Annotated in this window: 27 protein-coding genes; 15 read left to right on the top strand and 12 right to left on the bottom strand. The window is 42.9% G+C overall.

Annotated features, from left to right (window positions below):
• The first annotated feature begins 62 nt into the window (after positions 1–62).
• A complete protein-coding gene (gene gorA, locus PW220_RS02600) occupies positions 63–1412 on the top strand; it encodes a glutathione-disulfide reductase (protein WP_248054770.1) in 1350 nt (449 codons plus the stop codon).
• 155 nt (positions 1413–1567) lie between these two features.
• Here the strand turns inward: gorA and PW220_RS02595 are convergent, their stop codons facing one another.
• On the bottom strand, positions 1568–2305 hold the full coding sequence (locus PW220_RS02595; RefSeq protein WP_248054772.1) for a cyclase family protein: 738 nt from the start codon (positions 2303–2305) through the stop codon (positions 1568–1570).
• A gap of 186 nt (positions 2306–2491) precedes the next feature.
• Here PW220_RS02595 and PW220_RS02590 point away from each other — a divergent pair, with 186 nt between their 5' ends.
• The gene (locus PW220_RS02590; protein WP_248054774.1) at positions 2492–3031 is read left to right on the top strand and encodes a biotin transporter BioY; all 540 of its coding nucleotides are present in this window, start codon (positions 2492–2494) and stop codon (positions 3029–3031) included.
• Between the two features lie 7 nt (positions 3032–3038).
• On the opposite strand, the gene PW220_RS02585 is transcribed toward PW220_RS02590, so the two are convergent.
• On the bottom strand, positions 3039–3254 hold the full coding sequence (locus tag PW220_RS02585; protein ID WP_004194749.1) for a YdbC family protein: 216 nt from the start codon (positions 3252–3254) through the stop codon (positions 3039–3041).
• Between the two features lie 92 nt (positions 3255–3346).
• Here PW220_RS02585 and PW220_RS02580 point away from each other — a divergent pair, with 92 nt between their 5' ends.
• Entirely contained in the window at positions 3347–3670 is a 324-nt protein-coding gene (locus PW220_RS02580) for a hypothetical protein (RefSeq protein WP_105113557.1), read from the top strand.
• 16 nt (positions 3671–3686) lie between these two features.
• Here the strand turns inward: PW220_RS02580 and PW220_RS02575 are convergent, their stop codons facing one another.
• Both PW220_RS02575 and PW220_RS02570 read right to left on the bottom strand, forming a co-directional pair.
• Entirely contained in the window at positions 3687–4973 is a 1287-nt protein-coding gene (locus PW220_RS02575) for a peptidase U32 family protein (RefSeq protein ID WP_105113556.1), read from the bottom strand.
• A 175-nt stretch (positions 4974–5148) separates the two neighbouring features.
• On the bottom strand, positions 5149–6078 hold the full coding sequence (locus PW220_RS02570; RefSeq protein WP_105118695.1) for a peptidase U32 family protein: 930 nt from the start codon (positions 6076–6078) through the stop codon (positions 5149–5151).
• Positions 6079–6235: 157 nt separating this feature from the next.
• Here PW220_RS02570 and PW220_RS02565 point away from each other — a divergent pair, with 157 nt between their 5' ends.
• Positions 6236–6538: a DUF3270 domain-containing protein gene (locus tag PW220_RS02565; protein ID WP_172091044.1), complete on the top strand. Its 303-nt coding sequence runs from the start codon at positions 6236–6238 to the stop codon at positions 6536–6538.
• Between the two features lie 53 nt (positions 6539–6591).
• Here PW220_RS02565 and PW220_RS02560 read toward each other — a convergent pair whose 3' ends face one another.
• Both PW220_RS02560 and PW220_RS02555 read right to left on the bottom strand, forming a co-directional pair.
• Complete coding sequence (locus tag PW220_RS02560) at positions 6592–7056, bottom strand: DUF8821 family protein (RefSeq protein ID WP_172028206.1); 465 nt, start codon at positions 7054–7056, stop codon at positions 6592–6594.
• Between the two features lie 43 nt (positions 7057–7099).
• Positions 7100–8035, bottom strand: a complete 936-nt coding sequence (locus tag PW220_RS02555) for a manganese-dependent inorganic pyrophosphatase (protein WP_024387158.1) — start codon at positions 8033–8035, stop codon at positions 7100–7102.
• A 138-nt stretch (positions 8036–8173) separates the two neighbouring features.
• Between PW220_RS02555 and PW220_RS02550 the strand changes: the two genes are divergently transcribed.
• Positions 8174–9871, top strand: a complete 1698-nt coding sequence (locus tag PW220_RS02550; protein ID WP_248054776.1) for a M3 family oligoendopeptidase — start codon at positions 8174–8176, stop codon at positions 9869–9871.
• A 29-nt stretch (positions 9872–9900) separates the two neighbouring features.
• Here PW220_RS02550 and PW220_RS02545 read toward each other — a convergent pair whose 3' ends face one another.
• Positions 9901–10248, bottom strand: coding sequence for a winged helix-turn-helix transcriptional regulator (locus PW220_RS02545; protein WP_248054778.1), 348 nt, complete (start codon positions 10246–10248; stop codon positions 9901–9903).
• Between the two features lie 155 nt (positions 10249–10403).
• Between PW220_RS02545 and PW220_RS02540 the strand changes: the two genes are divergently transcribed.
• The 4 genes from PW220_RS02540 (at position 10404) to PW220_RS02525 (ending at position 13091) form a co-directional block, all read left to right on the top strand.
• Positions 10404–10943 (top strand): NADPH-dependent FMN reductase, encoded by a 540-nt coding sequence (locus tag PW220_RS02540; RefSeq protein WP_014638467.1) that lies wholly within the window; start codon positions 10404–10406, stop codon positions 10941–10943.
• A gap of 167 nt (positions 10944–11110) precedes the next feature.
• Entirely contained in the window at positions 11111–11731 is a 621-nt protein-coding gene (locus tag PW220_RS02535) for a thioredoxin domain-containing protein (RefSeq protein ID WP_248054779.1), read from the top strand.
• Positions 11732–11745: 14 nt separating this feature from the next.
• A complete protein-coding gene (locus tag PW220_RS02530; RefSeq protein ID WP_248054781.1) occupies positions 11746–12147 on the top strand; it encodes a nuclear transport factor 2 family protein in 402 nt (133 codons plus the stop codon).
• Between the two features lie 101 nt (positions 12148–12248).
• Complete coding sequence (locus tag PW220_RS02525; RefSeq protein WP_248054783.1) at positions 12249–13091, top strand: VOC family protein; 843 nt, start codon at positions 12249–12251, stop codon at positions 13089–13091.
• Positions 13092–13128: 37 nt separating this feature from the next.
• Here the strand turns inward: PW220_RS02525 and PW220_RS02520 are convergent, their stop codons facing one another.
• From PW220_RS02520 to PW220_RS02510, 3 genes are all read right to left on the bottom strand, one after another.
• Positions 13129–14148 (bottom strand): glycoside hydrolase family 3 protein, encoded by a 1020-nt coding sequence (locus PW220_RS02520; RefSeq protein WP_316716462.1) that lies wholly within the window; start codon positions 14146–14148, stop codon positions 13129–13131.
• Between the two features lie 140 nt (positions 14149–14288).
• Entirely contained in the window at positions 14289–15080 is a 792-nt protein-coding gene (pflA, locus tag PW220_RS02515; RefSeq protein ID WP_105118686.1) for a pyruvate formate-lyase-activating protein, read from the bottom strand.
• 133 nt (positions 15081–15213) lie between these two features.
• Complete coding sequence (locus PW220_RS02510; RefSeq protein WP_248032181.1) at positions 15214–16548, bottom strand: hemolysin family protein; 1335 nt, start codon at positions 16546–16548, stop codon at positions 15214–15216.
• A gap of 143 nt (positions 16549–16691) precedes the next feature.
• On the opposite strand from PW220_RS02510, the gene PW220_RS02505 reads away from it, so the two are divergent.
• Positions 16692–17471: an ABC transporter ATP-binding protein gene (locus PW220_RS02505; protein ID WP_248054787.1), complete on the top strand. Its 780-nt coding sequence runs from the start codon at positions 16692–16694 to the stop codon at positions 17469–17471.
• Positions 17472–17604: 133 nt separating this feature from the next.
• Positions 17605–18861, top strand: a complete 1257-nt coding sequence (locus tag PW220_RS02500) for an ISL3 family transposase (protein ID WP_192873108.1) — start codon at positions 17605–17607, stop codon at positions 18859–18861.
• A 48-nt stretch (positions 18862–18909) separates the two neighbouring features.
• Here the strand turns inward: PW220_RS02500 and mnmM are convergent, their stop codons facing one another.
• Both mnmM and PW220_RS02490 read right to left on the bottom strand, forming a co-directional pair.
• On the bottom strand, positions 18910–19464 hold the full coding sequence (mnmM, locus tag PW220_RS02495) for a tRNA 5-(aminomethyl)-2-thiouridylate-methyltransferase MnmM (RefSeq protein WP_029177606.1): 555 nt from the start codon (positions 19462–19464) through the stop codon (positions 18910–18912).
• A gap of 9 nt (positions 19465–19473) precedes the next feature.
• The gene (locus PW220_RS02490; protein WP_024409521.1) at positions 19474–19992 is read right to left on the bottom strand and encodes a TetR/AcrR family transcriptional regulator; all 519 of its coding nucleotides are present in this window, start codon (positions 19990–19992) and stop codon (positions 19474–19476) included.
• Positions 19993–20113: 121 nt separating this feature from the next.
• Between PW220_RS02490 and PW220_RS02485 the strand changes: the two genes are divergently transcribed.
• Genes PW220_RS02485 through nadE form a run of 4 tightly spaced genes read left to right on the top strand, consistent with a single transcriptional unit; the run spans position 20114 to position 23981 of the window.
• The gene (locus PW220_RS02485) at positions 20114–20932 is read left to right on the top strand and encodes a cation diffusion facilitator family transporter (protein WP_105113376.1); all 819 of its coding nucleotides are present in this window, start codon (positions 20114–20116) and stop codon (positions 20930–20932) included.
• Between the two features lie 53 nt (positions 20933–20985).
• Positions 20986–21630 (top strand): prepilin peptidase, encoded by a 645-nt coding sequence (locus PW220_RS02480; RefSeq protein ID WP_105133755.1) that lies wholly within the window; start codon positions 20986–20988, stop codon positions 21628–21630.
• Positions 21631–21683: 53 nt separating this feature from the next.
• Entirely contained in the window at positions 21684–23144 is a 1461-nt protein-coding gene (locus PW220_RS02475) for a nicotinate phosphoribosyltransferase (protein ID WP_248055977.1), read from the top strand.
• Positions 23145–23156: 12 nt separating this feature from the next.
• A complete protein-coding gene (gene nadE / locus PW220_RS02470) occupies positions 23157–23981 on the top strand; it encodes an NAD(+) synthase (protein WP_248055978.1) in 825 nt (274 codons plus the stop codon).
• Positions 23982–24051: the final 70 nt, after the last annotated feature.

The following is a 24051-nucleotide window of genomic DNA, read 5'->3' as shown; positions in this document are numbered from 1 at the left end:
TTTGATTGATAACTAAAAAAACGATAGAATGAAGATAATGATCATTTAGAGGAGAAGAACTCATGAAAGAATTTGATATTATTGCCATTGGTGGAGGCAGCGGCGGTATTGCTACTATGAACCGTGCTGCTATCTATGGGGCTAAGGCTGCTGTGATTGAAGGGAGCCATCTTGGCGGAACCTGTGTCAACCTTGGCTGTGTTCCTAAAAAAATCATGTGGTACGGTTCTCAAGTGGCTGAAACTATTCATCACTATGGACCAGAGTATGGTTTTACCAGCCAGGATGTAACATTTGATTTTGCTACCTTGCGAAAAAACCGTGAAGCCTATATCGAACGTTCTCGTACTTCTTATGGCAATACTTTTAACAATAATGGTGTACAAGTAATCAAAGGTTTTGCCAAGTTTGTCGATGCTCAAACGGTGGAAGTCAATGGTGAGCTCATTCGTGCCAAACACATCGTCATTGCAACCGGAGCCCAGCCTGCTGTGCCAAACATTCCAGGAAATGAACTTGGTATTGTATCTGATGACGTCTTTGCCTGGGAAGAATTACCTACTTCTGTGGCAGTTATTGGAGCCGGCTATATCGCTGTGGAAATGGCTGGACTTCTCCACGGATTAGGTGTCCAAACTGACCTCTTTGTTCGTGGCAATCGACCTCTTCGCAACTTCGATAGCTATATCATCCAAGCTCTTATGGAAGAAATGGAGCGGACCAATCTTCCTCTCCATACAGGAAAAACACCGGTCAGCCTTGAAAAAACAGAGGACGGTCTTATTCAAATTAACTTTGAAGATGGAAGTAGCCATACTGCCCAAGAGGTTCTCTGGGCAATTGGTCGTAAACCAAATGTGAAGCAGCTCAATCTTGAAGCAGCTGGTGTGCAACTAACACCGTCTGGGCATATCGCTGTGGATGAATACCAAGAAACTGGTGTCCCTGGCATCTATGCTCTTGGTGATGTGACAGGTGAAAAAGAGTTGACACCCGTAGCCATCAAGGCTGGTCGCTTATTGGCAGAACGCCTCTTCAACAATAAACCGAATGCAAAAATGGATTATACAAACATTCCTACTGTTGTTTTTTCTCATCCTGCTATCGGAACAGTTGGCTTAACCGAAGAAGAAGCCATCGCCCAATACGGTCAAGAAGAGGTAAAAGTCTATACTTCAGCCTTTACTTCCATGTACACAGCTCTAGCAAACAATCGCCAAATGGCTAAGTTTAAGTTGGTCACAGTTGGCGAGAATGAACAGGTCGTCGGTTTACACGGAATTGGCTATGGTGTCGATGAAATGATTCAAGGTTTCTCAGTTGCCATCAAGATGGGAGCAAGCAAGGAAGAATTTGATGCCGTTGTAGCCATCCACCCAACTGGCTCAGAAGAATTCGTTACTATGCGTTAATACTCTTCGAAAATCAAAAGTAAACGTTGTTGACTTGATTTGATGAACTTCAGTTCTATCTGCATCTGCGTCGCCTAGTCTGCTTTTGATTTTCATTGAGTATTAAGAAAAAAAGGCCAGACAAGTGTAGGTAAGTACACTGTCCGGCTTTTTCTCTAAGGTAAAATAGCAACGGCACGCACTGGCGAACCCGAAGCTTTTTCCCAATGTGGAAAGGCAATAGAAATCAAGGCTCCTGTTGCTGGTACTTGGTCCAAATTATTCAATACTTCTAGTTGATAGATGTCTTTGGACAAGAGATAGTATTCTTCTGGCAAGCTGCCACCATGCTTGGCAGCCGATAGACCAGAATCCGTATCCAGAGTTTCATGTCCAACCGCTTTTACCTTACGCTCTTCAATCAAGTATTGCAAGGCCTCGTGGCTCCAACCTGGTGTATGTTGTACCCCTTGGTCATCCAAGTTTCGCACAGCATCCTGACTTGGCCAACGTTTTGACCAATCTGAACGAAAAGCAACAAAAGATTCAGGTGCAATTGGACCATGCTCAACCTCAAAATCCAGAATATCTTGCTTGGTAATCTCGTAGTCATTATTGGCTGCAACTGCCTCCGACTTATCAATCACATAGAGAGGTAAGAGCAAGTCTTTCAAGTCAATTTCATCTAGATAGCGAGCCCCTTCTACAAAGTGAATAGGCGGATCGATATGGGTACCGTATTGGCCGACAACCGTAAATTGTTCAACAAAGAATCCATCTTTGTGAGTAAACAAGGCCTTTTTCTCCAAGGCTGGAAGAGCTGGAAAATGCGGGCTATTCTCATTGATTTGATGGGTCAAGTCCACCCAGGTTTTAGATTTAAGGGTCTGGTAAATTTCAAGTAGTTCTGACATGGCAATTCTCGCTTTCTTTTTTTTTATTATTCTAACATGAAACAAGTAACTCTACTAATATATATTTTCTATCTACTCCCATAAATAAAAACTATAACACTGTGACAGCCGATGGCAGAAGCATTGACTTTCACGGCTAGAATGTCTATAATTTTGTTAACCTAAAAAAATAAAAAGGATAACAAAATGACAAACCATTCTACGAAATCTCTTGTTTACATCGCTATCGGAACAGCTATCATTGCTGCCCTGTCACAAGTCAGCCTGTCTATCGGACCTGTTCCCTTTACCCTACAAACCTTAGCTATCGGCTTAGTAGCTTGTTTATACAAGCCGAAAGAAGCCATTGCAAGTTTAGCCCTTTATCTAACTCTAGGCGCTATCGGCCTTCCCGTCTTTGCTGGATTTTCAGGTGGATTTGCTGCTCTCGTGGGACCAACAGCAGGCTTTTTATGGGGCTTCCTAGTCTATGCTGCAATCACTTCTGCCCTCACCAAGTCAACTTCCTCACCTGTGACTGTTTTCTCAGCTTGCCTTCTCGGAACAGCAAGTTGCTTCCTTTTAGGCTGTTTGGTCTTTAAGTTTGTTTCAGGTGCTAGCTGGTCAGATACATTGGCATGGACGGTTCTACCCTTTATCCTGCCAGATTTGGCAAAAATTACCTTAGTTACTGTCTGCCACCGTCTCCTCCAACCTATCACAAAAAAAGAAGCCTTTTTCGCTTAGGCTTCTTTTATTTATTAGCAAATGCATCCAAGAGAACTTGGAATTCTTCATTGCTAAGCGTGATCCCCTTGCCCATCTTAGTGTGGTCAGGGCTCCAGGTACGGATATCATACTTGGCTGGTGCGCCATTAAATGATACACGATTGAGTTCCTTGGTCCAGCCCTTATCATTTTCAGATAGGACCAAGAGTTTTTCTTCGATTTCAAATGTAAATTCTGCCATTTGTTACCTCCTTCACTTATTTGTTCGAAAAAACTTGTCATTTTTGCGAAAATTGGATACTATAATTATAGCAAGTTTGAAAGGATAATGCCATGAAGAGATTTTTGGAAGTTATTTTAGAGCAGGTCAATATCTTTTTGGGCAATAGCAAAGCTCCTAAGACTATTGAGCCTGACAGCAAGGAAGAGATTAAGAACAATTTAGAACTAGCCCTCTACAAGAAAGCGGCTATTCATGTTATCTACAACGACCGCAGTTTTACAGGCGATATTGTCAAATACGATAAGGAACGCCAACGGATTATCATGAAAAATTTCAAACGTCGGGTAACCAGCATTATCAATATCCAAGATATTAAGAAAATCACCCTGGTTCCAGAAAGTGTAAAAACCTCCCAAAAACAAACAAAAGGCTGAACTTCAGCCTTTTATTTTATGCTCTAATAGTCAATGATTGACCATCTTCTTGGTAAAGGTTGATAAGACCTGACTTGCAGGCACGAATCATGTCACCAGGATAGATTTCACGGTCCAGCTTAATAGTTAAGAGTTCCATGGGCTTGTTGGCGCGGTCAATCTTTTCTCCATTTGAATCATGCAAGTCCTGAATAGTGGTTTCAAAATGGCGGAAACCTGGTCCGTAAAACTCTACTTGGTCACCTTCGTTGATGACATTGCGTTGGCGAATGGTTGCAGTCATAGCATCCTTGTCAAAAGCCACTACTTCGGCGATGAATTTGTATTCTGGAATCTTACGGCGGGCACCGAAAAGCTGTTCGTTTTCGCTCGGTGGGCTGTAGTAGAAACCTGTCGCCAATTCCCGTTGAGCAACCTTCCACATTTCGTCAATCAGGTCTTGCTTGATGGCTTCAAACTTTTCTGGACTTTCTAGATAGGCATCGACCGCAGCCTTATAGCAGTTGGTTACGGTTGACACGTAGTGGACAGATTTCATACGGCCTTCAATCTTCAAGCTATCAACACCATTTTCAATCATATCTGGGATATGGTCGATCATACACATATCCACTGCAGACATGGAGAACTCCTCTGGTATTTCCCCCTTAATGGAACGTCGTTCCTCACCAAATGGGAGGTCGTAGAGATTGTACTTCCAACGGCAAGACTGGGAGCAGCCACCGCGGTTGGCATCGCGTTTGCTCATGTGGTTAGAGAGAACGCAGCGGCCTGAGTAGGAGATACACATGGCACCGTGGACAAAGGCTTCGATTTCAACGTCTGTCCGTTTGCGGATTTCAGCTACTTCTTCCATGGTCACTTCACGGGCCAAGACGACACGGGTCAGGCCCAATTCCTTCCAAAACTCAAAGGTTTCATAGTTGGTCGATGAAGCCTGGGTGGACAGGTGAATTTCAAGTCCCGGCGCCTCTGTCGCACAAATAACGATGAGGGCTGGGTCAGATACGATAACGGCATCCAAGCCCATGTCACGCAATTCGCGGAACCAGGCTCCTGCCCCTTCTTCATTACCCTCGTGGGTGACCATATTGGCCGCTACATAGACCTTAGCACCACGGGCGTGGGCGTATTCAATCCCTTCCCGCATCTCGTCCATGGTAAAATTACCAGCACGGCTTCGTAAACCATAGGCCTGACCGCCGACAAAGACAGCATCAGCACCATAGTCAATGGCAACCTTTAATTTTTCCAAAGTCCCTGCAGGTGACAAGACCTCGGGACGCTTTAATGTTTTTGACATAATAAACTTCTTTCTATTTGCAGGATAGAATACTGTAAACGATGTTGTTTCACTCGGAAACCTAGGGCAGAGATTAGAAAATCGCCCAAAGGCGTTCCCGTGCTCTGACCTTACATAGTAAGTGACAGAGCTAACTCTGCCAGGTTAAAGTAAATAAATTGTGCTAAAAATATAGTTATTTGACTGTATTGCGGTCAAATTCGTAGAAACCTGTATCCAAGCCACGTTGTACTGGATGGAGCTTACGCACTTGCTCATCTAGCAAAAAGGCCTGATCATAGGTGAACTCCTCTTTTTCAATCAAATCTCTAGCTTGAACAAAGAGCTTGGCAATTGCTACAAAGTTCTGACCAGGACAGTAGATCCCATCCAACTTCCAGTTACGATAGCCATGCTCATCTAATTCTGCCAATTTGGTCATCATATCAATGTCATTGTTAATAAAGATATGTGTGCCATGCTTGTCCTCAAAAATTGAATAGTGACTGTCTGGGTCGCTTGGTTCTGCCAAGAAAAGACCACGTCCACGTGACAAGTCAGTTTCATCAGCCTTGGTAAAATTATAGTAATTCCGTAACAGGGTTCGCTTGGAATGGTGAATAACCGAAGCACCGTAAACCAAGATTTCCGCTGGAATTTCCAAATTTTTGGCAATGTCAAATAGTTCTTCCGACGGAATTTCCCGTGCCAATACGGCTTCGACAGCCCCATGGTCTTTCCAGAAGTTAATTTGGCGACTTGAAGTCACAAAGACAGAGGTATCGTAAATCAGCTTAAAATTGTAACCATCTCGCTTGTTGACATAAAAAATACCTGTATCACCGACAACTAGATAGTCCACCTTGATTTCTCTCATCAAATCCATAAAGGGCTTGATGTTATCCATCATGTCTTGGTGCATAAGGGCGTTTGCGGCAACGGTCAGTTCCTTGCCTGCACCATGGACCAGCACTGCTATTTCCCGTAACTCATCATAAGTAAAGTTTGTCGGAATACGAAGAGCATGGTCAGCTTCGCCAACATAAATGCGGTCAACCCCTGCTGCAAGCAGTTCCTTGACCTGTTCAATACTTTCAGCTGTTGCTGTAATGATAATTTTTCCCATAAAGTTAATTATATCACAAAGTATTTTTGGAAAACATAACCTGCCCGTAAATTTAATGTTCAGACTTTTCTCATTTTCTTGTAACCATATTGTAATATTGCTGACATAAAATTTCATAAATGTTATGTTATTCTTAAAAGGCAGAAAAGGAGACGATATGGCATTAAGACACTATCAGTCCCAAGAATACCAGTACGAAGAGTATATCCCGAAAGAGAAAAACACAACTGTTCAAGCCTATCAGGTAAAAAATGCAAAAAAAGAACGCATCAATGAACTCTTGTTCTTTGTGAATATTGTTCTATTTAGCCTAATTACAGTTATTGCTAGCTATATCTATCTAGCTTTAGATATCCCTGTTTTTCCTGCCCTCGCATTAGCAAGTGCTACAGGCCTCATCGGTTTTCGTTTGGTTCAAGTTGGACTTAAAAAAAGAATATTGTACAAAGTAAAAAAATAGGCAGAGAAGTCATTCTCAGCCTTTTTTATTTTCCTAAACTTTCTATGACCACCTTATAGATAGTTACCCTTGACCACAAAGAAGGTTCCACGGATTTCGCCTGCCAGTTTGGAGCGTTGGCGGGCAAACTTGAATTTTCCTTCAAATTCTTTAGGAATGTCAATCCCGTCTGACAATTTGAAACCGACCGCTCGTTTGCCTCCTTCTTCAAGCGTATAAAGGACATTGACAGCCAGGCCATTGTCATAAAAGACAAATGACCAGAGAATGCCATCTACTTCAAGCTGGGCTACGTTAAGCGGGGTATATGGAAAGTTCATGTCCCGCTCTGCCAAGACCTTCTCGATGAAGGGCAAGATTTCAGGCTTCTCCTCTGGGCTATAGACCACGAACTCCTGCTTGTATTTGTTCCAGAAATAGCGAGCTTCGTTGGCACGTAGACCTGCCAAGACAGCTGCGACAGGACTTGCTTCCAAGCCTGTCGTTTCAACTTCTTTAAAATTTACTGTGTAAGCCATAATTGTCCTTTCAATAAAGAAAGCACCCGAAGGTGCTAGGTATTTATGCGTTAAACGCTTCTGTCAATTGTGGTACCACTTGTTTCTTACGGGAAACGGCTCCTGCAAGGAAAGCGTGGTTGTTTTCCAACTTGAAGTTAAAGGCCGCTTCCACCTTGTCCATGTTGCTACCAAGCGCAAGGATTTCAGAGTTTGAGTTAACGATGTCTGTAATCATCAAAACAAAGTCAGAGTAGCCATTTGCTGCTGATGCTGCTGTCATTGCTGCTTCGATTTCTGCTTGGCGTTCCAAGACTTCTGCAATGTCCACTGTGTTGACTTGGGCTACACGCACGTCATTTCCATTCAAACCAAAGGTTTTTGCATCGATGTCAATCAATTCTTCTGCTGACTTGCTGGCAAGGTTGGTTCCTGCTTTCAAGAGTGCCAAGCCATATTCTTCCAAGTTCACGCCAGCAATTTCAGCCAATTCAGCTGCTACTTGTGGATCTGTTGCATGAGTGGTTGGCGATTTAAGCAAGAGGGTATCTGAAATCAAACCTGATAGAAGAAGTCCAGCTACTTCTTTTGGTGGCGTCACACCATTTTCTTTGAAGGCACGATAAACGATTGATGATGCTGAACCTACTGGCTCTAAGCGCATGTACAATGGGTTTGCAGTTTCAAAGTTTGCGACACGGTGGTGGTCAATAACAGCTGCCACTTCCACATCCTTGATGTCTGCGATTGATTGTTGGAATTCATTGTGGTCAGTCAAGATAACTTGGCTAACGCCTTCTGCTTTTGCAGACTCAACCACGCGCGGTGCAGTAACACCAAAATAGTCAAGTGCAAAAGCTGTTTCTTCATTTGGCGTTCCAAGAGCAACTGCTTCCGCATCACGACCAAACACTTCACGCTCCAAGTGAGCCCAACCGTATGATGATGCAATGGCATCTGTATCAGGATTTTGGTGACCAAAAACTAAAAATTTAGACATGTCTACAACCTCATTTTTTCTAATAATCTCCTACATTTTACCATAAATAGAAAGACTTGTGAACATGGACGAGTCAGGATTTGCCAAACGTTTTCAAAAAGAGTAAGATAGAAGGTAGCAATACAAAAGGAGAATCATATGAAATTTTCAGACTATACCTATGTCCGTCCCGATTATGAAGCCATCAAGGCTCAATTTTCTGACCTGACAGACCAGTTAACTCAGGCAAATGACTTGGAAACAACTCGTACACTTGTGACAGACGTTACCAAATTACTCAACTTGGTTGATACCCAGTACAACCTCTGGATGATCCGTCATACTATCGACATGAACGATGAGTTTTACAATGAAGAAACAAAGTTTTGGAATGAATATTCGCCACTTTTTGAAGAATTGACCACCAACTACTACCGTGTCATTGTCCAGACGCCTTACAAGGAAGAGTTGTCAGATATCTTGCCTCAAACCTTCTTCATGCAGGCAGAAAACAAGCTCAAAACCTTCTCATCAGACGTCATTCCATTACTGCAAAAAGAAAATGAATTATCTGATGAATACAGCAAACTGATTGCTGGTGCAGAGATTGATTTCCAAGGTCAGACCTACAACCTGGCACAAATGGGACCATTCGGTCAATCAACTGACCGCGAGGTCCGCAAGGCTGCTTCTGCTGCTACAACTGCCTTCTTTGAAAGCAAGGAAGCTGATTTTGACCGTGTTTACGATGAGTTGGTCAAGGTCCGCACGGAAATCGCCCACAAACTTGGCTTCAAGGACTACGTAGAATACGGCTATCTCAAGATGAACCGTTTTGATTACAATCGTGACATGGTCAAGGTTTATCGTGAGGAAATCCTCAAGCATATCGTACCGATTGTACAAAATCTTCGTCAACGCCAAGCAAAACGCTTGCAGGTACCAAGCCTCAAACACTACGACCTCAATCTTGAGTTCTTAGACGGCAATGCGGTGCCACAAGGTGACCCAGATTTTATCGTCAATCAGGCCCAAGACATGTACCGTGAATTGTCCGCAGAAACAGGCGAATTCTTCGATTTCATGATTGAGCATGAGCTTTTGGACTTGGTCGCAAAACCAGGCAAAAACAGCGGTGGCTACTGTACCTATATCCCTGACTTCAAGAGCCCATTCATCTTCTCCAACTTCAACGGTACCAGCGGTGATATTGATGTCTTGACCCACGAAGCAGGTCACGCCTTCCAAGTCTATCGTTCCCGTTGGATCCAAAGTCCAGAAGTTGTCTGGCCAACCTATGAAACCTGTGAAATCCACTCCATGTCTATGGAATTTATGACCTGGCCATGGATGGACCGTTTCTTCAAGGAACAGGTGGATAAGTACAAGTTTACCCACTTGGCAAGTGCCCTTCTCTTCTTGCCTTACGGTGTCTTGGTGGATCACTTCCAGCACGAAGTCTATGAACGCCCAGAGATGACACCAGCCGAACGTAAGGCGACTTGGAAAAAACTCCAAGACCTCTACTTGCCAGACCGTGATTATTCTGAGTCAGAAGCCCTCAACCGCGGTATCTTCTGGTACCGTCAAGGGCATATATTTGCCAGCCCATTCTACTACATCGACTATACCTTGGCTCAAGTCTGTGCCCTTCAATTCTGGAAACGTACGCAGGTAGATCACGATGAAAATGCTTGGGAAGACTACATCCGCATCTGTGATTTGGGTGGTACCAAGTCCTTCTTGCAAGTGGTTGAAGCTGCAAACCTCCAATCACCGTTCAAAGAAGGTGCCCTTGAAAGCACAGCCAAGGCTGCTGCTAGCTGGCTAGACGCTGTTAAGGATGACGAACTATAAAAAAACAAAAATCTGAATGAGATACGAACTCATTCAGATTTTTTTGATTTAACAAAGTTGATGTATTTATCGCCGAAGACTTCAATTTGTTGAAGAACCAACTTGAATTCCTGACCAATCTCGCTCAGTTCATATTCCACTTTTGGCGGAACTTGTGCATAAACCTTCCGAGTGATTAAACCATCATCTTCTAGCTGACGCAACTGCTTGGTCAAGGTTGCTTGGGAAATCCCTGTCAATCGACGGTGCAATTCATTAAACCGAATGGGACCTTCTTCGATATGATGTAGTAATAACATACTCCATTTCCCAGATAAGACACACTGAGTGGTCACATAAGGACACTCCGGAACTGTATGGTGTATGAAAGTTGCCATAATTTCTCCTTTATTTTCCCTTGATACGACACATTACTTCACAAAAAGATAGTGACTATTCAAAAAAATCGTACTTGTAATATTTTTAGTACCTGTTACAATAATACCATAAACTGCGAGAGCAGGGAAGAAAAAATTTTTAGAGGTATAAGATCATGAAAAACATTCTATTTATCGTCGGTTCACTACGTGAAGGTTCATTTAATCACCAAATGGCTAAACAGGCTGAAAGCATCTTAGAAGGTCAAGCAACTGTTACTTACCTTGACTACAAGGATATTCCACTTATGAACCAAGATCTTGAAACACCAGTCTTGCCAGCTGTCCAAGCTGCACGCGATGCGATTATGGCTGCAGATGCTATCTGGATTTTCTCACCAGTTTACAACTTTGCAATCCCAGGCACGGTGAAAAACTTGATTGACTGGCTCAGCCGTGCCCTAGACTTGTCAGAAACACGTGGCCCATCTGCTCTCCAAGATAAGATTGTAACCGTGTCATCTGTAGCAAATGCTGGACACGAGCCAATGTTCGCTAGCTACCATGCACTCCTACCATTTGTTCGTATGCAAGTTGTAGGTGAGTTTACAGGGACTACCGTCAACCCAGAAGCATGGGGAACTGGACAGTTGGTATTGTCAGAAGAAGCCATCGCTGGTCTGCAAGCTCAAGCGCAAGCTTTGTTAGAAGCTTAGACTCTACAGGTCAATAGACATCATTCTATGACCTTTATCGAGTTGAAGATGATAAAATTGCAGAACTCTGGAATCTTGTTGTGCCAATCGAGGAAGATTCCAAAACTTCCAATAGCAATGCTAAATTCTAATCAAAAACCAAGAAAATAAGATGAAAGAAAATTAAAATGAAACTATATTACATCATCGATGCTTATTGTGGTTGGACCTACGGCTTTAACCACATTTTCACAAAATTCATGCAAGACCATTCTGACATAGAAATAGAGGTCATTAACGGAGGCTTGTTTGTCGGAGATAACAAAAAGAAAATGGTTGATTTCCAGCAGGCACAGACCATTAACAAACAAATCGAAAGCTATTACCAAATGTCTTTTGGCGATAACTACAATCAATTGTTTAAGGATACGGACTTTACCATGGACTCCCTTGGTCCTGCTAGGGCTTACTCCATTTTGAAAAACTACGTTGAACCACACCAGCTTGCTCAGCTGACATTAGATATTCAAACATTGTTTTTTGAAAATGGATTAGACCTCAGTCAAGCAGACAGTTACACCAGCCTAATCGGTACCTACCAGCTACCTACAAAGGCTATGGAAGAACTATCAAGCAACTTGAAACAACCAGAAAGTCTACACCCAGACTTTATCACGGCTTATGAAATGGGGGTAACCTCTTTCCCAACCTTGTTACTCGAAAAAGACGGAAACTTCTTTAATCTTATTAACCAAGTTCGCACAGTAGACGATTTGGAAAAAAATTTCCAAGCAGCTATTACGCAATAGAAAAGAAAATACCTATGTCAAAAAATCAATTATATAAAAATATTTTAGAAGAGACTTATCTAGCTACTGCTCAAGGTCGAATAGAAGATTTCAAAAGCCATTTGGCTGCTGATATCTCTTGGACAGAAGCTGCAGGCTTTCCCTATGCTGGTACCTATATCGGTCCAGATGCAGTGATTGAAAACGTCCATGCAAGACTAGGTTCTGAATGGACCAATTATAGTGCCACACCTGTTGATTACGCCTTTTCAGGAAACCGTGTCATGGTTTATGGCTACTACAAGGGGACCTACAACCTTACTGAGAAATCCTTTCAAGCAGACTTTGTCCATATTTACGATTTTAATGCTGAAAATAAAATTACACACTTTATCCAAATCGTAGATAGCACACTTGTTGAGAAAGCTATGAGATAAAAATCAATTTTCAAAAGTCTATTCGTCACACATTACTTCACCAAAAGATACTAAGCAACTCGAAAATTCCTATAAATTGTATCAGAAAGTCAGGTATTTCCATGTACAATTCCAAATTTGAGCTGGGCCATGTCGCCCTCAACGTCCGCAATCTGGAACTTCAAAGCCTATTTTACCAACAGGTATTGGGCCTCCAAGTTCTGACTGAAAACTCTAAACAGATTGACCTAGGAGTTGGAAAAAACATCCTTATTCGACTTATTCAAACAGAGCAGGAAGGCGAGGTCAGCCAAAGCTACGGCCTCTACCATTTGGCTATTGTCCTTCCTAGCCGCGAGGATCTGGGGACCATTTTCCGCCACTTTATCGACAATAAGATTTCCCTCCAAGGTGCCAGCGACCACGGTTACAGCGAAGCCATTTACCTAGCCGACACCGAAGGCAATGGCATCGAAGTTTACCGTGACCTGCCACAAGATGCATGGGATGTTCGAGCTGACGGTCAAATCGTAGGTGTAACTGAGCCTATGGATGCTGAAACGATCTATGCTTTAGGGAAAAAAGCTGACGCAGTCTATCAGATGCCGCTTGGCAGTCGCATGGGCCATATTCACCTGTCCGTTCGAGAAAGCGCCGCTTCTAGCCGATTTTACCAAGAGGTCCTAGCTGTCGAGGATAAATTCTCGGTCCCATCTGCAGCCTGGCTAGCCTCAGGCGACTACCATCACCACCTAGCAGTCAACGAATGGGGAGGAAAACATCTCCAAACACGAACAGAAGGCATGCCAGGACTGGCCTACTATACGGTCATCTATTCCAATCCAGAAGCTTTTGAAGCAACCTTGGAACGCGCCACAGCTGCAAACCTAAACCTTCAAAGACTAGACAATAGCGTAGCCTTTGTTGATATAGACGGCATCAAAACTAAGCTTGTTTTAGAATAATACGAAAAGGAAGTATCTAGCACTTCCTTTTCTTTGTTTATTTGATTAAGCCAAGATCATATTTCATTCCCAAAATACGTTTGACAGATTGGTCAAGCCGCTCCTCTGTAATAGTTCCAGCCTTCACTTGTTCCACAATATAAGGAATTTGACTAGCATAGCTCGAAGATAAGATCATATCTGTCCCAGCTTGAATAGTCTGCAAGGCACCCGAATTTTGATCAACGAATTGCGATAGACCCAGCATGTCAAAGTCATCGGTCATAATGACACCATCAAAACCAAGTTCATTCCGAAGAATATTATTGATTTCAGGTGAAATGGAAGACGGGACGTCATCAATGGCAGGAACGATATTATGACTGACCATGATGGAGTCTGCGCCCGCTTCAATTCCAGCCTTAAAGGGAAGAAAATCATTGGCCCGTAATTCTTCTAAACTACGATTGTCATAGACCAAATCTGTATGTGAATCAGCATTGTTCCCATAGCCTGGGAAATGTTTCAAAGTCGAAGCAAATTGCTCTTGTTTCAGGAGCTGGACCTCTTGGCTGATATAAGTGGATGTTGTAGCAGCATCTTGGCCAATAGTCCGATCATAGATAAATGACCATGGATCTGTAGATAAGTCCGCAACTGGAAAGAAACCGGCATGAATACCTATCCCTTTCAAAAGACTGGTTTTATGCTTAGTATCTTCTAAAACAGCCTCCAGCCCCCCTGACTGATACAATTCCAAGGGGGAGGCAAAGGGAGTTTCTAATAACTGACTAACCCGCGTTACCGTTCCACCTTCTTCATCAGAAGCCATTAAAAGTGGTAGTTTGGAATTAGCTTGATAAGCCGCAACTTCTTCCTTGACTTGTTCTAAGGTCCTTCCTTCAAAGTCCCGTGAAAATAAGATATAACCACCAAATTGATAGGAAATAAGGTCTTCCAACTGATTTTCAGCAGGTATACGTGCAAAAATCATCTGACCAACTTTTTCTTCTAGGGTCATTTGCTGTAGGTAATCAGAGATTAGTTTCTCTTTGACAGAAATCTCTTGAACAGGCACAAAAGAAGGACTGTTGCTGGACTGTCCTTCTCTTTTATTAAACACATAATATGCTAGGGATGCACAGACCGCAATCAACAAACATGCCAAAAGCGGTCCGACTACACCTAGACTTTTATTTACTCTAGCTCTACGCACTACTATCCCTTTATTCGATTCATATAGTCTTGATAGGATTCGGTTTCCATCAAGGTCTTAGCATTTAAAACACGTTCCTTACTTGGTGGCTTGGTCCCTTCGAGTGGATAAGGTCTGCCCAGCTCACGCCACTTAAATTCTCCAAGATTATGGTAAGGCAAGACTTCAAAACGCTCAACATTATTCAAGGTCTTGACAAACTTTCCTAGCTCAATCAGGTCATCATCACGGTCTGTCAAACCAGGGACCAATACGTGACGAATCCAAACTGGCTTACCGATATCCGATAGGTAACGGGCACACTCTAAAATAGTCTTATTGCTATGCCCCGTTACAATGCGGTGCTGGTCTGGATTGATTTCCTTAATATCCAAGAGCACCAGATCTGTCACCGCCATCAAGCGATTATATTTTTCCAGATAACGCTCTGTCGAACGGAAGGTCAGAGCACAGGTGTCCAAGGTCGTGTGGATGCCTTTTTCTTTTGCCAAGGTAAAAAGGGCAATCAAAAAGTCAATCTGAATAGTAGCTTCACCACCAGATACCGTTATCCCACCTTCTTTCCCCCAGAACATACGAAAACGCAAGGCTTCATTGAGAACATCCTCTGCAGTTCGTTCTTTGGCCGCAGGATTGACCAGTTCCCAAGTATCAGGGTTATGGCAATACTGGCAACGCATATGACAACCTTGCATAAAGACCACAAACCGTACACCTGGTCCATCCACAGAGCCAAAACTCTCAGTCGAATGAACAAGCCCTGTTACTTTTCGGTAATCTACTTCTTCCATCATCTCATCCTCATTTTCTTAATATAGTTATTATATCATAAAAATGAAAACGCTTCTATACTTGTATTTGATTGTTTTTAACTAACTATTTGAATTGCTATGAAAAACCAGCTACCTTAAAGCAACTGGTTTCCTCTTATTCTTTTTCAACTTCCTCTTCCAGAGTAGTCATCATCATTTTAAGCTTGGTCACTCGACCATTTTTTACCTTATCATTGATAAAGACTAAGTGATGGTCCTTACTGTCCACTTCAAAGGTCACCTTTTCTTCCTGGCTTGGAATAGTGCCGACTCCGGTCAAATAATAACCTGCAATGGTATCAACATCATCACTTTCTAGCTCCGTATCAAAATGCTCATTGAAGTCATTCAGAGTCATATTCCCTTGGACAATATAGGTATTCTCTGCAATTTCACGGACAAAAATCTCTGTCTTATCTGTTTCATCATCGATTTCCCCGACAATTTCTTCCAACAAATCTTCTAAGGTAACCAAACCAGCAACTCCACCATACTCATCCAGCAAGATAGCCATCTGATTTTGGGTATTCCGCAAGGATTTGAGCAAATCATCTACAAAAATCGTTTCTGGAACAAAGAGAGGTTCCTGCATAATACGTCGGATATTAAGATTGTCGAAACCATTGCTAAAAGCTGCAGATAAAATTTTCTTGGTGTGAATAAGGCCGATGATGTTATCCTTATCCCCATCATAGACGGGAACGCGAGAAAAATTCTGCTTGAGAATGGCCGCCATAATGGTTTCCGTATCGTCGTCAATATCAACCATGAAGGCATCCGTACGGGGAACCATGACTTCACGCGCCATCAGCTCATCCAAGGAGAATACACCTTGCAACATCTCGATTTCTTCCGCATCCAAAGTCTGCTCGCTCTTGGTCAAGATATATTCAATCTCATCCCGGGTCATCTGCTCGTCCGCATCGTCAAAGTTCATAGGTGTAATGCGACTGATGAGATTGGTCGCGGCTGATAAGAGCCAAACGAAAGGACTGACAATCTTTCCTAGGAAAATAATCACTGGCGCCGTAACCACTGCCAGATTTTCCTTCATATTCATGGCAATTCGCTTAGGATACAATTCTCCAAGCACAATGGATACAAAGGTCAACATCGCTAAAGCCAACCAATAACCAGCAGTTTGAGCTGTTGTTGAATTACCCATCCACTTGGCAAAAACAGCACCTAAATCATTGGCTAAGCTGGCACCCGAAAGGATAGAAATAAAGGTAATTCCAACCTGAATAGTAGAAAGGAAATTATTGGGATTTTCTAAAACTTGAAGTAAGCGAATATACTTCTTCTCACCCTCAGCTGCCTTTTGCTCCACCCGTGAACGATTGAGGGAAACAAGGGCCATTTCTGAAGCTGAAAAGAAGGCATTGAGCAAGGTCAACAATAAAAGTAATAATAATTGTAAATGAATGGTCTGACTACCAGGGTCTTCCATGATATTCTCCTATAATAAAATCTATAACATTCCCATTATACCATATTCTTTTCATTTTGGTATAATCGAGGTGACATTCGGCAAAAATATCTGTAAATCTACACTTCTGTGATAAAATAGTCAAAAAGAAAAGCGAGGTCCATATGATTTTATCCATGAAAGAACTGTCCTACAAAAGACAGGGGAAGTACCTATTAAAAGATATCAACTGGGAATTTAAAAAAGGAGAGCGTTGGGCTATTTTAGGCCTTAACGGTGCTGGAAAATCAACACTGCTGCGCATATTGATGGCAGAGTTTTGGAAGACATCTGGCGAGTTGACTGTTCTGGGAGTGGAATTTGGTAAGGGTGATATTCCCGGCCTGCGCACTAAGATTGGTGTGGTCGGCTCCTTTTTGGCAGAACGATTTCCCATTGATTTGACAGCTGAGCAGATTGTCTTGACTGGAAAATACAAATCCTCCATCCTCTACCGTGAATACGGTCAAGCAGAATTGGATGAAGCTATAGACATGTTCAAAACCATTAAGGCTGAGCACTTGATTGGTCGAACCTATGCTAGTTTGTCACAAGGGGAACGCCAACTCCTGCTGATTGCCCGCAGTTTGATGGAAGATCCTGCGATTTTGATTTTGGACGAGGCTACTGTTGGCTTGGACCTTCTGGCTCGCGAACGCCTGCTCCATCACATCGACCATATCTGCCAACTCCCAACGGCTCCCGCCATTATCTACGTCACCCATCACGCCGAAGAAATAACTGATAATTTCACCCATGTCCTCCTGCTCAAAGATGGCACGGTCTTGGCTCAGGGTCCCAAAGAAGACATCCTTACACCTGATTTACTAAGTGATTTTTACGGCAATCAGGTGGAATTGATTGACTTGGGTGAGGGAAGATTATTCATTAAGCCCATATTATAAAAAATAAATGGCTCTATAATTTCTGTAGTGGGTAAAACCACCATGGAGATTGTGGAGCCTTTTGGAGTGTAGAAAAAAGTCCCATATGACCTATAATGAAAAGCGACTAAACAACTCATTAGAAAGGGTTCATATGGAACAACTAAATCTTATCACAAATTTTCTCAGAATTAAAGACAAAAATATTACTATCTCTAATGAATATGACCTGGGAACTCACTTAGAACTCCACGGTCACTTGGATTACACAGCCCCTAAATGCCCAAAATGCAAGGGACAAATGGCAAAATACGACTTCCAGAAGGCCTCCAAAATTCCCTACCTAGAAACTGCTGGCTATCCCTTACTTATCCGCCTTAGAAAGCGTCGTTTCAAGTGCAAGGAATGTGGGAAAATAGCGGTCGCTGAAACTCCTCTTGTCAAGAAGAACCACCAAATCGCTGTCGCAGTTAACCAGAAGATCGCTCAATTACTCATCGAAAATCAAGCAATGACACATATCGCACACAGGCTATCCATCTCAACATCATCAGTTATTCGAAAACTAAATGAGTTCAAGTTTGAAACGGATTGGAACAAGCTTCCAGAAGTCATGTCCTGGGACGAGTATGCCTTCAAGAAGGGGAAGATGAGCTTTATCGCACAAGATTTCAACTCCCTGAATGTCATAACCATTCTGGACGGAAGAACTCAAGCAACCATTCGAAACCACTTTCTGCGCTATCCTAGAAAGGTTAGAAATCGGGTCAAAGTCATTACCATGGATATGTTTAGTCCCTACTACAAATTGGCTAGACAACTATTTCCAAACGCCAAGATTGTACTCGACCGCTTTCATATCGTGCAACACCTTAGTCGTGCTATGAACCGTGTCCGTATTCAAATTATGAACCAACTTGATAGAAAATCGCAGGAATACCGAGCCTTGAAACGCTACTGGAAATTGATACAACAGGATAGTCGTAAACTCAGCGATAAACGATTTTATCGCCCTATGTTTCGGATGCATTTAACCAACAAGGAAATTCTAGAAAAACTCCTATCCTACTCAGATGAGCTCCGACAGCACTATGAACTCTATCAATTTCTCTTGTTCCATTTCCAAGAGAAAAATTCAGATCATTTCTTCAGTCTCATCGAACAGGAAATAGCCTCTGTTAATCCTATTTTCCAGACGGTATTTAAGACATTTCTAAAGGATAAAGACAAGGTTTTAAACGCCATGGAATTGCCTTATTCCAATGCCAAACTGGAAGCTACCAACAATCTCATCAAAGTCATTAAGAGAAATGCCTTTGGTTTTAGGAACTTTGAAAACTTTAGAAAACGCATTTTGATTGCTTTGAACATAAAGAAAGAGAGAACGAATTTCGTCCTCTCTAGGTGTTAGCTTTTCATCTACCCACTACAGTTGACAAAGAGCCAAATAAATCCAGCCCTAGTTTGAGCTGGATTTTAATCGTTCCACCATCACCAAAAATGGTGGGGTATTGACTTGGTTAAGCGGTTTGTAGAGCATGGCTGTAAAGACGGTCTGGTCTAGCTGGCTGACAAAGTCTAAGACAGCATCCTTCTCAACCGCCCCACCCTCATGTCCATAGTAAATCATGATGGCTAGGCGACCACCAACCACCAGTCGGTCAAGAACTTTTTCGATAGCTTGAAGGGTGGTTGCAGGCAAGGTAATAACTGACTTATCCGCCGAAGGAAGATAGCCCAGATTGAAAATGGCTGCCTTGCATTCCTCTACATATTTGTCGAGGTTTTCGTGTCCTGTCAAAACCAATTGGGCATTGGTCAAGCCAGCTTTTTCTAGTTTTTCAGCCGTTGTGGTCAGGGCTTGTTCCTGAATATCAAAGGCCACCACTTTTCCTGCTCGCTGGGCTAAAAATAGCGTGTCATGGCCATTTCCCATCGTCGCATCAACCGCTAGGTCCTGGTCGGTTAAAATTTCATCTAAAAAGGCATGAGCCATGTGTAAAGGTCTAAGCATTTTCACTCCTTAAGCTAATAATCTTACATAATATTCGGTCAAGGTGGCTTCGTCCACCTTTTTGCGTTGCTGCAACCACCAGCTGACCGTCTCCACAAAAGTGGTCACAACAAAATGTACCAGCAAATCCTCTGGAAGATTCCCCTTGTCCTGCATGTAGTCTTCAACCACTTTTGGAAAAATGTCGTGTTTCAGCTCCGCTTCCAGTTCTCTTAGAAAATAGGCATTGCGGGACAATAAAAGGCTGGCAACTCGGTCTTGATTGGTCCGAAAGTGTTTGAAAATATGGGCCAACAAGGTCTTCACATCCGCATCTTCACGACCTGTAAATAAGTGGTGAAAGAGGTCATGACAAAGTTCTTCTAATAAAGCTTCCTTACTGGCATAGTGGGCATAGAAAGTGGAACGCCCCACATCTGCCAGGTCAATAACATCCTGCACGCGCATCTCGTCATAGCCCTTATCATTTAATAAGGTCAAAAAAGCCTGAAAAATAGCTCTTTTTGTTTTTGCAATTCGTCTATCCATTTTTCGTACATTTCAAACAATTTGTTCAGAAAAAGACAAACCGTTTCTCTTGTTTCTAGTTTTTCGGCTCATTACAGTACATAATAAACCTATAAACAGTATAACACAGAAAGGGAATCTCATGTCATCTTCTAAAAATACATTTATCGCTTTTCTCCTCAATCTCAGCTTTTCTATTATCGAGTTTATCTTTGGCTGGCTCTTTGGTTCTAGCGCCATCTTAGCAGATGCTGTTCATGATTTGGGTGACGCCCTCGCCATCGGAAGCTCTGCCATCATGCAAACCTATGCCAACAAACCTGCTGACAAGTTCTATCCTTTTGGCTACAAGAGATGGAATATTTTGGCCGCTCTCTTGACTTCTAGTATTCTGATTATCGGCTCCAGCTTGATCCTTGTAGAAAACATTCCCAATCTTTTCCATCCCAACCCTGTCAATCAAGATGGGATGTTGGTACTCGGCATTATCGCTGTCATCATCAATTTCCTTGCTTCTCGTATTGTAAAAAATGGCCATAGCCATAATGAATCCATTCTCAGCTTGCACTTTTTAGAGGATATTTTGGGATGGCTGGCGGTCATCCTTGTTTCCATCATTCTTCAATTTACTGATTGGTACTTTCTAGACCCATTACTCTCACTCGGTATTGCTATCTTCATCCTCTCCAAAGCCCTGCCAAAAGCCTGGAATAGTGTCAAGATTCTACTTGAAACAAGTCCGCAAGGAGTAAATCTTGAAGAAGTGAAAGAAATTCTCCTTGCTCTTGAAAATGTTCACGAAATCACTCAACTGAATGTCTGGACCATGGATGGATATGACCATTGTGCGACAGTGACGGTCAAACTAACAAATCCTGCTGTAGCAGACAAGACCAAAGCAAACATACGAAATTCTCTCATTACCTTTGGCATTGTCCAAAGCACCATCGAAATTTTGTAAAAAAATTTTTTAAAAATATCTCATTTTCCTCTCCCATTTGCGAATAAATAGGTATGAAGACAATTATCCTATTTTTCCTGGGAGCTTCTATCGGCTCCTTCTTGGGATTGGTCATCGACCGTTTCCCTGAACAATCCATTATCGCCCCATCTAGTCACTGCAATGCCTGCAAACGACGGCTCAAGGCTTGGGATCTAATTCCTATTCTTTCCCAGCTTTCCACAAAATCTAAGTGCCGTTACTGCAAGGCGAAAATTCCTTATTGGTATCTGGGACTGGAATTCTTAGCTGGTCTATTGGTCCTGCTCTGCCATTTTCACATCCTATCCATAGCTGAAACTATTCTTATCTTAGCCGGGCTGGTCTTGACCATTTACGACATCAAGCATCAGGAATATCCCTTCGCTGTCTGGCTACTCTTTACCTTTGTAGCCCTCATTCTCTCCCAGCTCAACTGGCTCTTCTGTGGCTTTTTGGTCCTGGCCTATCTGACTGAAAAATGGCAACTCAATATCGGTTCTGGCGATTTTCTCTATCTGGCCAGCCTCTCACTCCTTTTCGGCTTTACAGAAATTATCTGGATTATTCAACTAAGTTCCATCCTAGGGCTGGCCATCTTTTTCATCTTTAAACCCAAATCCCTACCCTATGTACCTTTTCTATTCCTTGCCAGCCTAATCATCAATATCACTCTCTAAATCGAGCCTAGCTCGATTTTTTTGGTATAATAGAAAGAATAAAGGAGAAAGCTATGACAGTTTTTACAGATGACAGTTTAACCCTGCATACCGATCTTTACCAGATTAATATGATGCAGGTCTATTTTAATCAAAAGATCCACAATAAACATGCCGTGTTTGAAGTCTATTTCCGTTCTCAGCCCTTTAAAAATGGCTATGCCGTCTTTGCTGGTTTGGAGCGTGTAGTAGAATACCTCAACAATCTCAGCTTCAGCCAGACAGATATTGACTATTTGACTGAATTAGGCTATCCAAAGAATTTCCTTGACTATTTGGCAAATCTAGAAATGAACTTGACCGTTCGTTCTGCCAAGGAAGGTGACCTGGTCTATGCCAACGAACCTATTATGCAGATTGAAGGTCCTCTTGCCCAGTGCCAGTTGATTGAAACGGCTATTCTCAATATCGTCAACTACCAAACCCTGATTGCTACCAAGGCTCGTCGTATCAAGGCAGTCATTGAAGATGAGATGCTGATGGAATTTGGTACCCGTCGTGCCCAAGAAATGGATGCTGCCATTTGGGGCACCCGCGCAGCCTTTATCGGTGGTGCTTCTGCCACTTCCAATGTCCGAGCAGGAAAAATCTTCGGCATTCCTGTTGCTGGTACCCATGCCCATGCCCTAGTCCAAACCTACGGCGATGATTACAAGGCTTTCAAGGCCTACGCTGAAACCCATCACGACTGTGTTTTCTTGGTAGATACCTATGATACCCTTCGTATTGGTGTTCCAGCAGCCATCAAGGTTGCCAAGGAAATGGGCGATCAGATTAACTTCAAAGGGGTGCGGATTGATTCTGGTGATATGGCCTATATTTCCAAAAAGGTCCGTCAACAGTTGGATGAGGCTGGTTTCACTGAGGCAAAAATCTACGCATCCAACGACTTGGATGAAAATACCATCCTCAACCTCAAAATGCAAAAGGCAAAAATTGATGTCTGGGGAGTGGGCACCAAGTTGATTACAGCCTATGACCAACCAGCCTTAGGCGCTGTCTACAAGATTGTATCCATCGAAGATGAAGACGGAAGCATGCGAGATACCATCAAACTGTCTTCAAACGTGGAAAAGGTATCGACACCTGGCAAAAAACAAGTCTGGCGCATCACCTCAAAAGAAAAAGGCAAGTCAGAAGGCGACTATATCACCTTTGCGGATACGGATGTCAGCCAAATGGACAGCATTTATATGTTCCATCCAACCTATACCTACATCAACAAGACCGTTGAAAACTTCGACGCCCGTCCTCTCCTAATCCCAATTTTTGAAGAGGGCAAGCAAGTCTATGAATTACCAAGTCTAGCGGAAATTCAAGCCTATGCCAACCAGGAATTTGACAAGCTCTGGGACGAATACAAACGCGTACTCAACCCTCAGCTCTATCCAGTTGACCTGGCCCAAGATGTCTGGGATAACAAGATGAACATCATCAATCGCATTCGCAAACAAAGCCAAGCCAAATCCATCTAAGAAAGGTAGCCAATGACCCTACAAGAAACCATTATCAAGGAACTAGGTGTCAAGCCAAGCATTGACCCCAATGAAGAAATCCGTCGCTCCATCGACTTTCTCAAAGACTATCTGAAAAAACATCCCTTTTTGAAAACCTATGTTTTGGGTATTTCAGGTGGACAAGACTCAACCTTGGCTGGTCGTTTGGCCCAGTTGACTATGGAAGAAATGCGGGCGGAAACAGGTGACGACTCCTACCAATTTATCGCTATCCGCCTCCCTTACGGTGTGCAGGCTGACGAGTCCGATGCCCAAGCAGCCCTAGCCTTTATTCAACCAGATGTCAGCCTAACCATCAACATCAAAGAATCAACAGATGCCATGGTGGCTGCAGTCAATGCAAATGGGCTTTCTATGTCTGATTTTAATAAGGGAAATGCTAAAGCCCGCATGCGTATGATTGCCCAATATGCAGTGGCTGGTGAACGCAAGGGAGCTGTGATTGGAACCGATCATGCAGCTGAAAACATCACTGGCTTCTTTACCAAGCACGGTGATGGCGGTGCAGATATCCTGCCCCTCTTCCGCCTTAACAAGCGTCAAGGTAAGCAACTTCTAGCAGCCTTGGGAGCAGATGAAAAACTCTACCTCAAAGTCCCTACCGCTGACTTGGAAGAGGACAAACCAGGCTTGGCGGATGAAGTCGCTCTTGGTGTTACCTATAACCAAATTGACGACTATCTAGGAGGCAAAACCATCGACCCTCAAGCCCAAACCATTATCGAAGGATGGTGGAATAAAACAGCCCACAAACGCCACCTGCCAATCACAATTTTTGATGACTTTTGGAAATAAAATTGACCCCTGACCATATTCAATCGTCAGGGGTTTTTGTATAGTCTAAACAGAAAATTCCTCTCTGGAA

The sequence above is a fragment of the Streptococcus sp. 29892 genome (genome assembly GCF_032594935.1).
Classification (GTDB): domain Bacteria; phylum Bacillota; class Bacilli; order Lactobacillales; family Streptococcaceae; genus Streptococcus; species Streptococcus hyiners.
This window is presented reverse-complemented; position numbering and strand designations above follow the sequence as displayed.

Excerpts from the sequence above, each read along its gene's own strand:
- PW220_RS02490 (WP_024409521.1), bottom strand. The coding sequence starts at position 19,992 with ATGGATAGACGAATTGCAAAAACAAAAAGAGCTATTTTTCAGGCTTTT.
- nadE (WP_248055978.1), top strand. The coding sequence starts at position 23,157 with ATGACCCTACAAGAAACCATTATCAAGGAACTAGGTGTCAAGCCAAGC.
- PW220_RS02575 (WP_105113556.1), bottom strand. The coding sequence starts at position 4,973 with ATGTCAAAAACATTAAAGCGTCCCGAGGTCTTGTCACCTGCAGGGACT.
- PW220_RS02535 (WP_248054779.1), top strand. The coding sequence starts at position 11,111 with ATGAAACTATATTACATCATCGATGCTTATTGTGGTTGGACCTACGGC.
- PW220_RS02530 (WP_248054781.1), top strand. The coding sequence starts at position 11,746 with ATGTCAAAAAATCAATTATATAAAAATATTTTAGAAGAGACTTATCTA.
- PW220_RS02485 (WP_105113376.1), top strand. The coding sequence starts at position 20,114 with ATGTCATCTTCTAAAAATACATTTATCGCTTTTCTCCTCAATCTCAGC.
- PW220_RS02475 (WP_248055977.1), top strand. The coding sequence starts at position 21,684 with ATGACAGTTTTTACAGATGACAGTTTAACCCTGCATACCGATCTTTAC.
- PW220_RS02500 (WP_192873108.1), top strand. The coding sequence starts at position 17,605 with ATGGAACAACTAAATCTTATCACAAATTTTCTCAGAATTAAAGACAAA.
- PW220_RS02595 (WP_248054772.1), bottom strand. The coding sequence starts at position 2,305 with ATGTCAGAACTACTTGAAATTTACCAGACCCTTAAATCTAAAACCTGG.
- PW220_RS02540 (WP_014638467.1), top strand. The coding sequence starts at position 10,404 with ATGAAAAACATTCTATTTATCGTCGGTTCACTACGTGAAGGTTCATTT.
- PW220_RS02505 (WP_248054787.1), top strand. The coding sequence starts at position 16,692 with ATGATTTTATCCATGAAAGAACTGTCCTACAAAAGACAGGGGAAGTAC.
- pflA (WP_105118686.1), bottom strand. The coding sequence starts at position 15,080 with ATGATGGAAGAAGTAGATTACCGAAAAGTAACAGGGCTTGTTCATTCG.
- PW220_RS02480 (WP_105133755.1), top strand. The coding sequence starts at position 20,986 with ATGAAGACAATTATCCTATTTTTCCTGGGAGCTTCTATCGGCTCCTTC.
- PW220_RS02525 (WP_248054783.1), top strand. The coding sequence starts at position 12,249 with ATGTACAATTCCAAATTTGAGCTGGGCCATGTCGCCCTCAACGTCCGC.
- gorA (WP_248054770.1), top strand. The coding sequence starts at position 63 with ATGAAAGAATTTGATATTATTGCCATTGGTGGAGGCAGCGGCGGTATT.
- PW220_RS02565 (WP_172091044.1), top strand. The coding sequence starts at position 6,236 with ATGGCATTAAGACACTATCAGTCCCAAGAATACCAGTACGAAGAGTAT.
- PW220_RS02550 (WP_248054776.1), top strand. The coding sequence starts at position 8,174 with ATGAAATTTTCAGACTATACCTATGTCCGTCCCGATTATGAAGCCATC.
- PW220_RS02555 (WP_024387158.1), bottom strand. The coding sequence starts at position 8,035 with ATGTCTAAATTTTTAGTTTTTGGTCACCAAAATCCTGATACAGATGCC.
- mnmM (WP_029177606.1), bottom strand. The coding sequence starts at position 19,464 with ATGCTTAGACCTTTACACATGGCTCATGCCTTTTTAGATGAAATTTTA.
- PW220_RS02560 (WP_172028206.1), bottom strand. The coding sequence starts at position 7,056 with ATGGCTTACACAGTAAATTTTAAAGAAGTTGAAACGACAGGCTTGGAA.
- PW220_RS02590 (WP_248054774.1), top strand. The coding sequence starts at position 2,492 with ATGACAAACCATTCTACGAAATCTCTTGTTTACATCGCTATCGGAACA.
- PW220_RS02570 (WP_105118695.1), bottom strand. The coding sequence starts at position 6,078 with ATGGGAAAAATTATCATTACAGCAACAGCTGAAAGTATTGAACAGGTC.
- PW220_RS02580 (WP_105113557.1), top strand. The coding sequence starts at position 3,347 with ATGAAGAGATTTTTGGAAGTTATTTTAGAGCAGGTCAATATCTTTTTG.
- PW220_RS02510 (WP_248032181.1), bottom strand. The coding sequence starts at position 16,548 with ATGGAAGACCCTGGTAGTCAGACCATTCATTTACAATTATTATTACTT.
- PW220_RS02585 (WP_004194749.1), bottom strand. The coding sequence starts at position 3,254 with ATGGCAGAATTTACATTTGAAATCGAAGAAAAACTCTTGGTCCTATCT.
- PW220_RS02545 (WP_248054778.1), bottom strand. The coding sequence starts at position 10,248 with ATGGCAACTTTCATACACCATACAGTTCCGGAGTGTCCTTATGTGACC.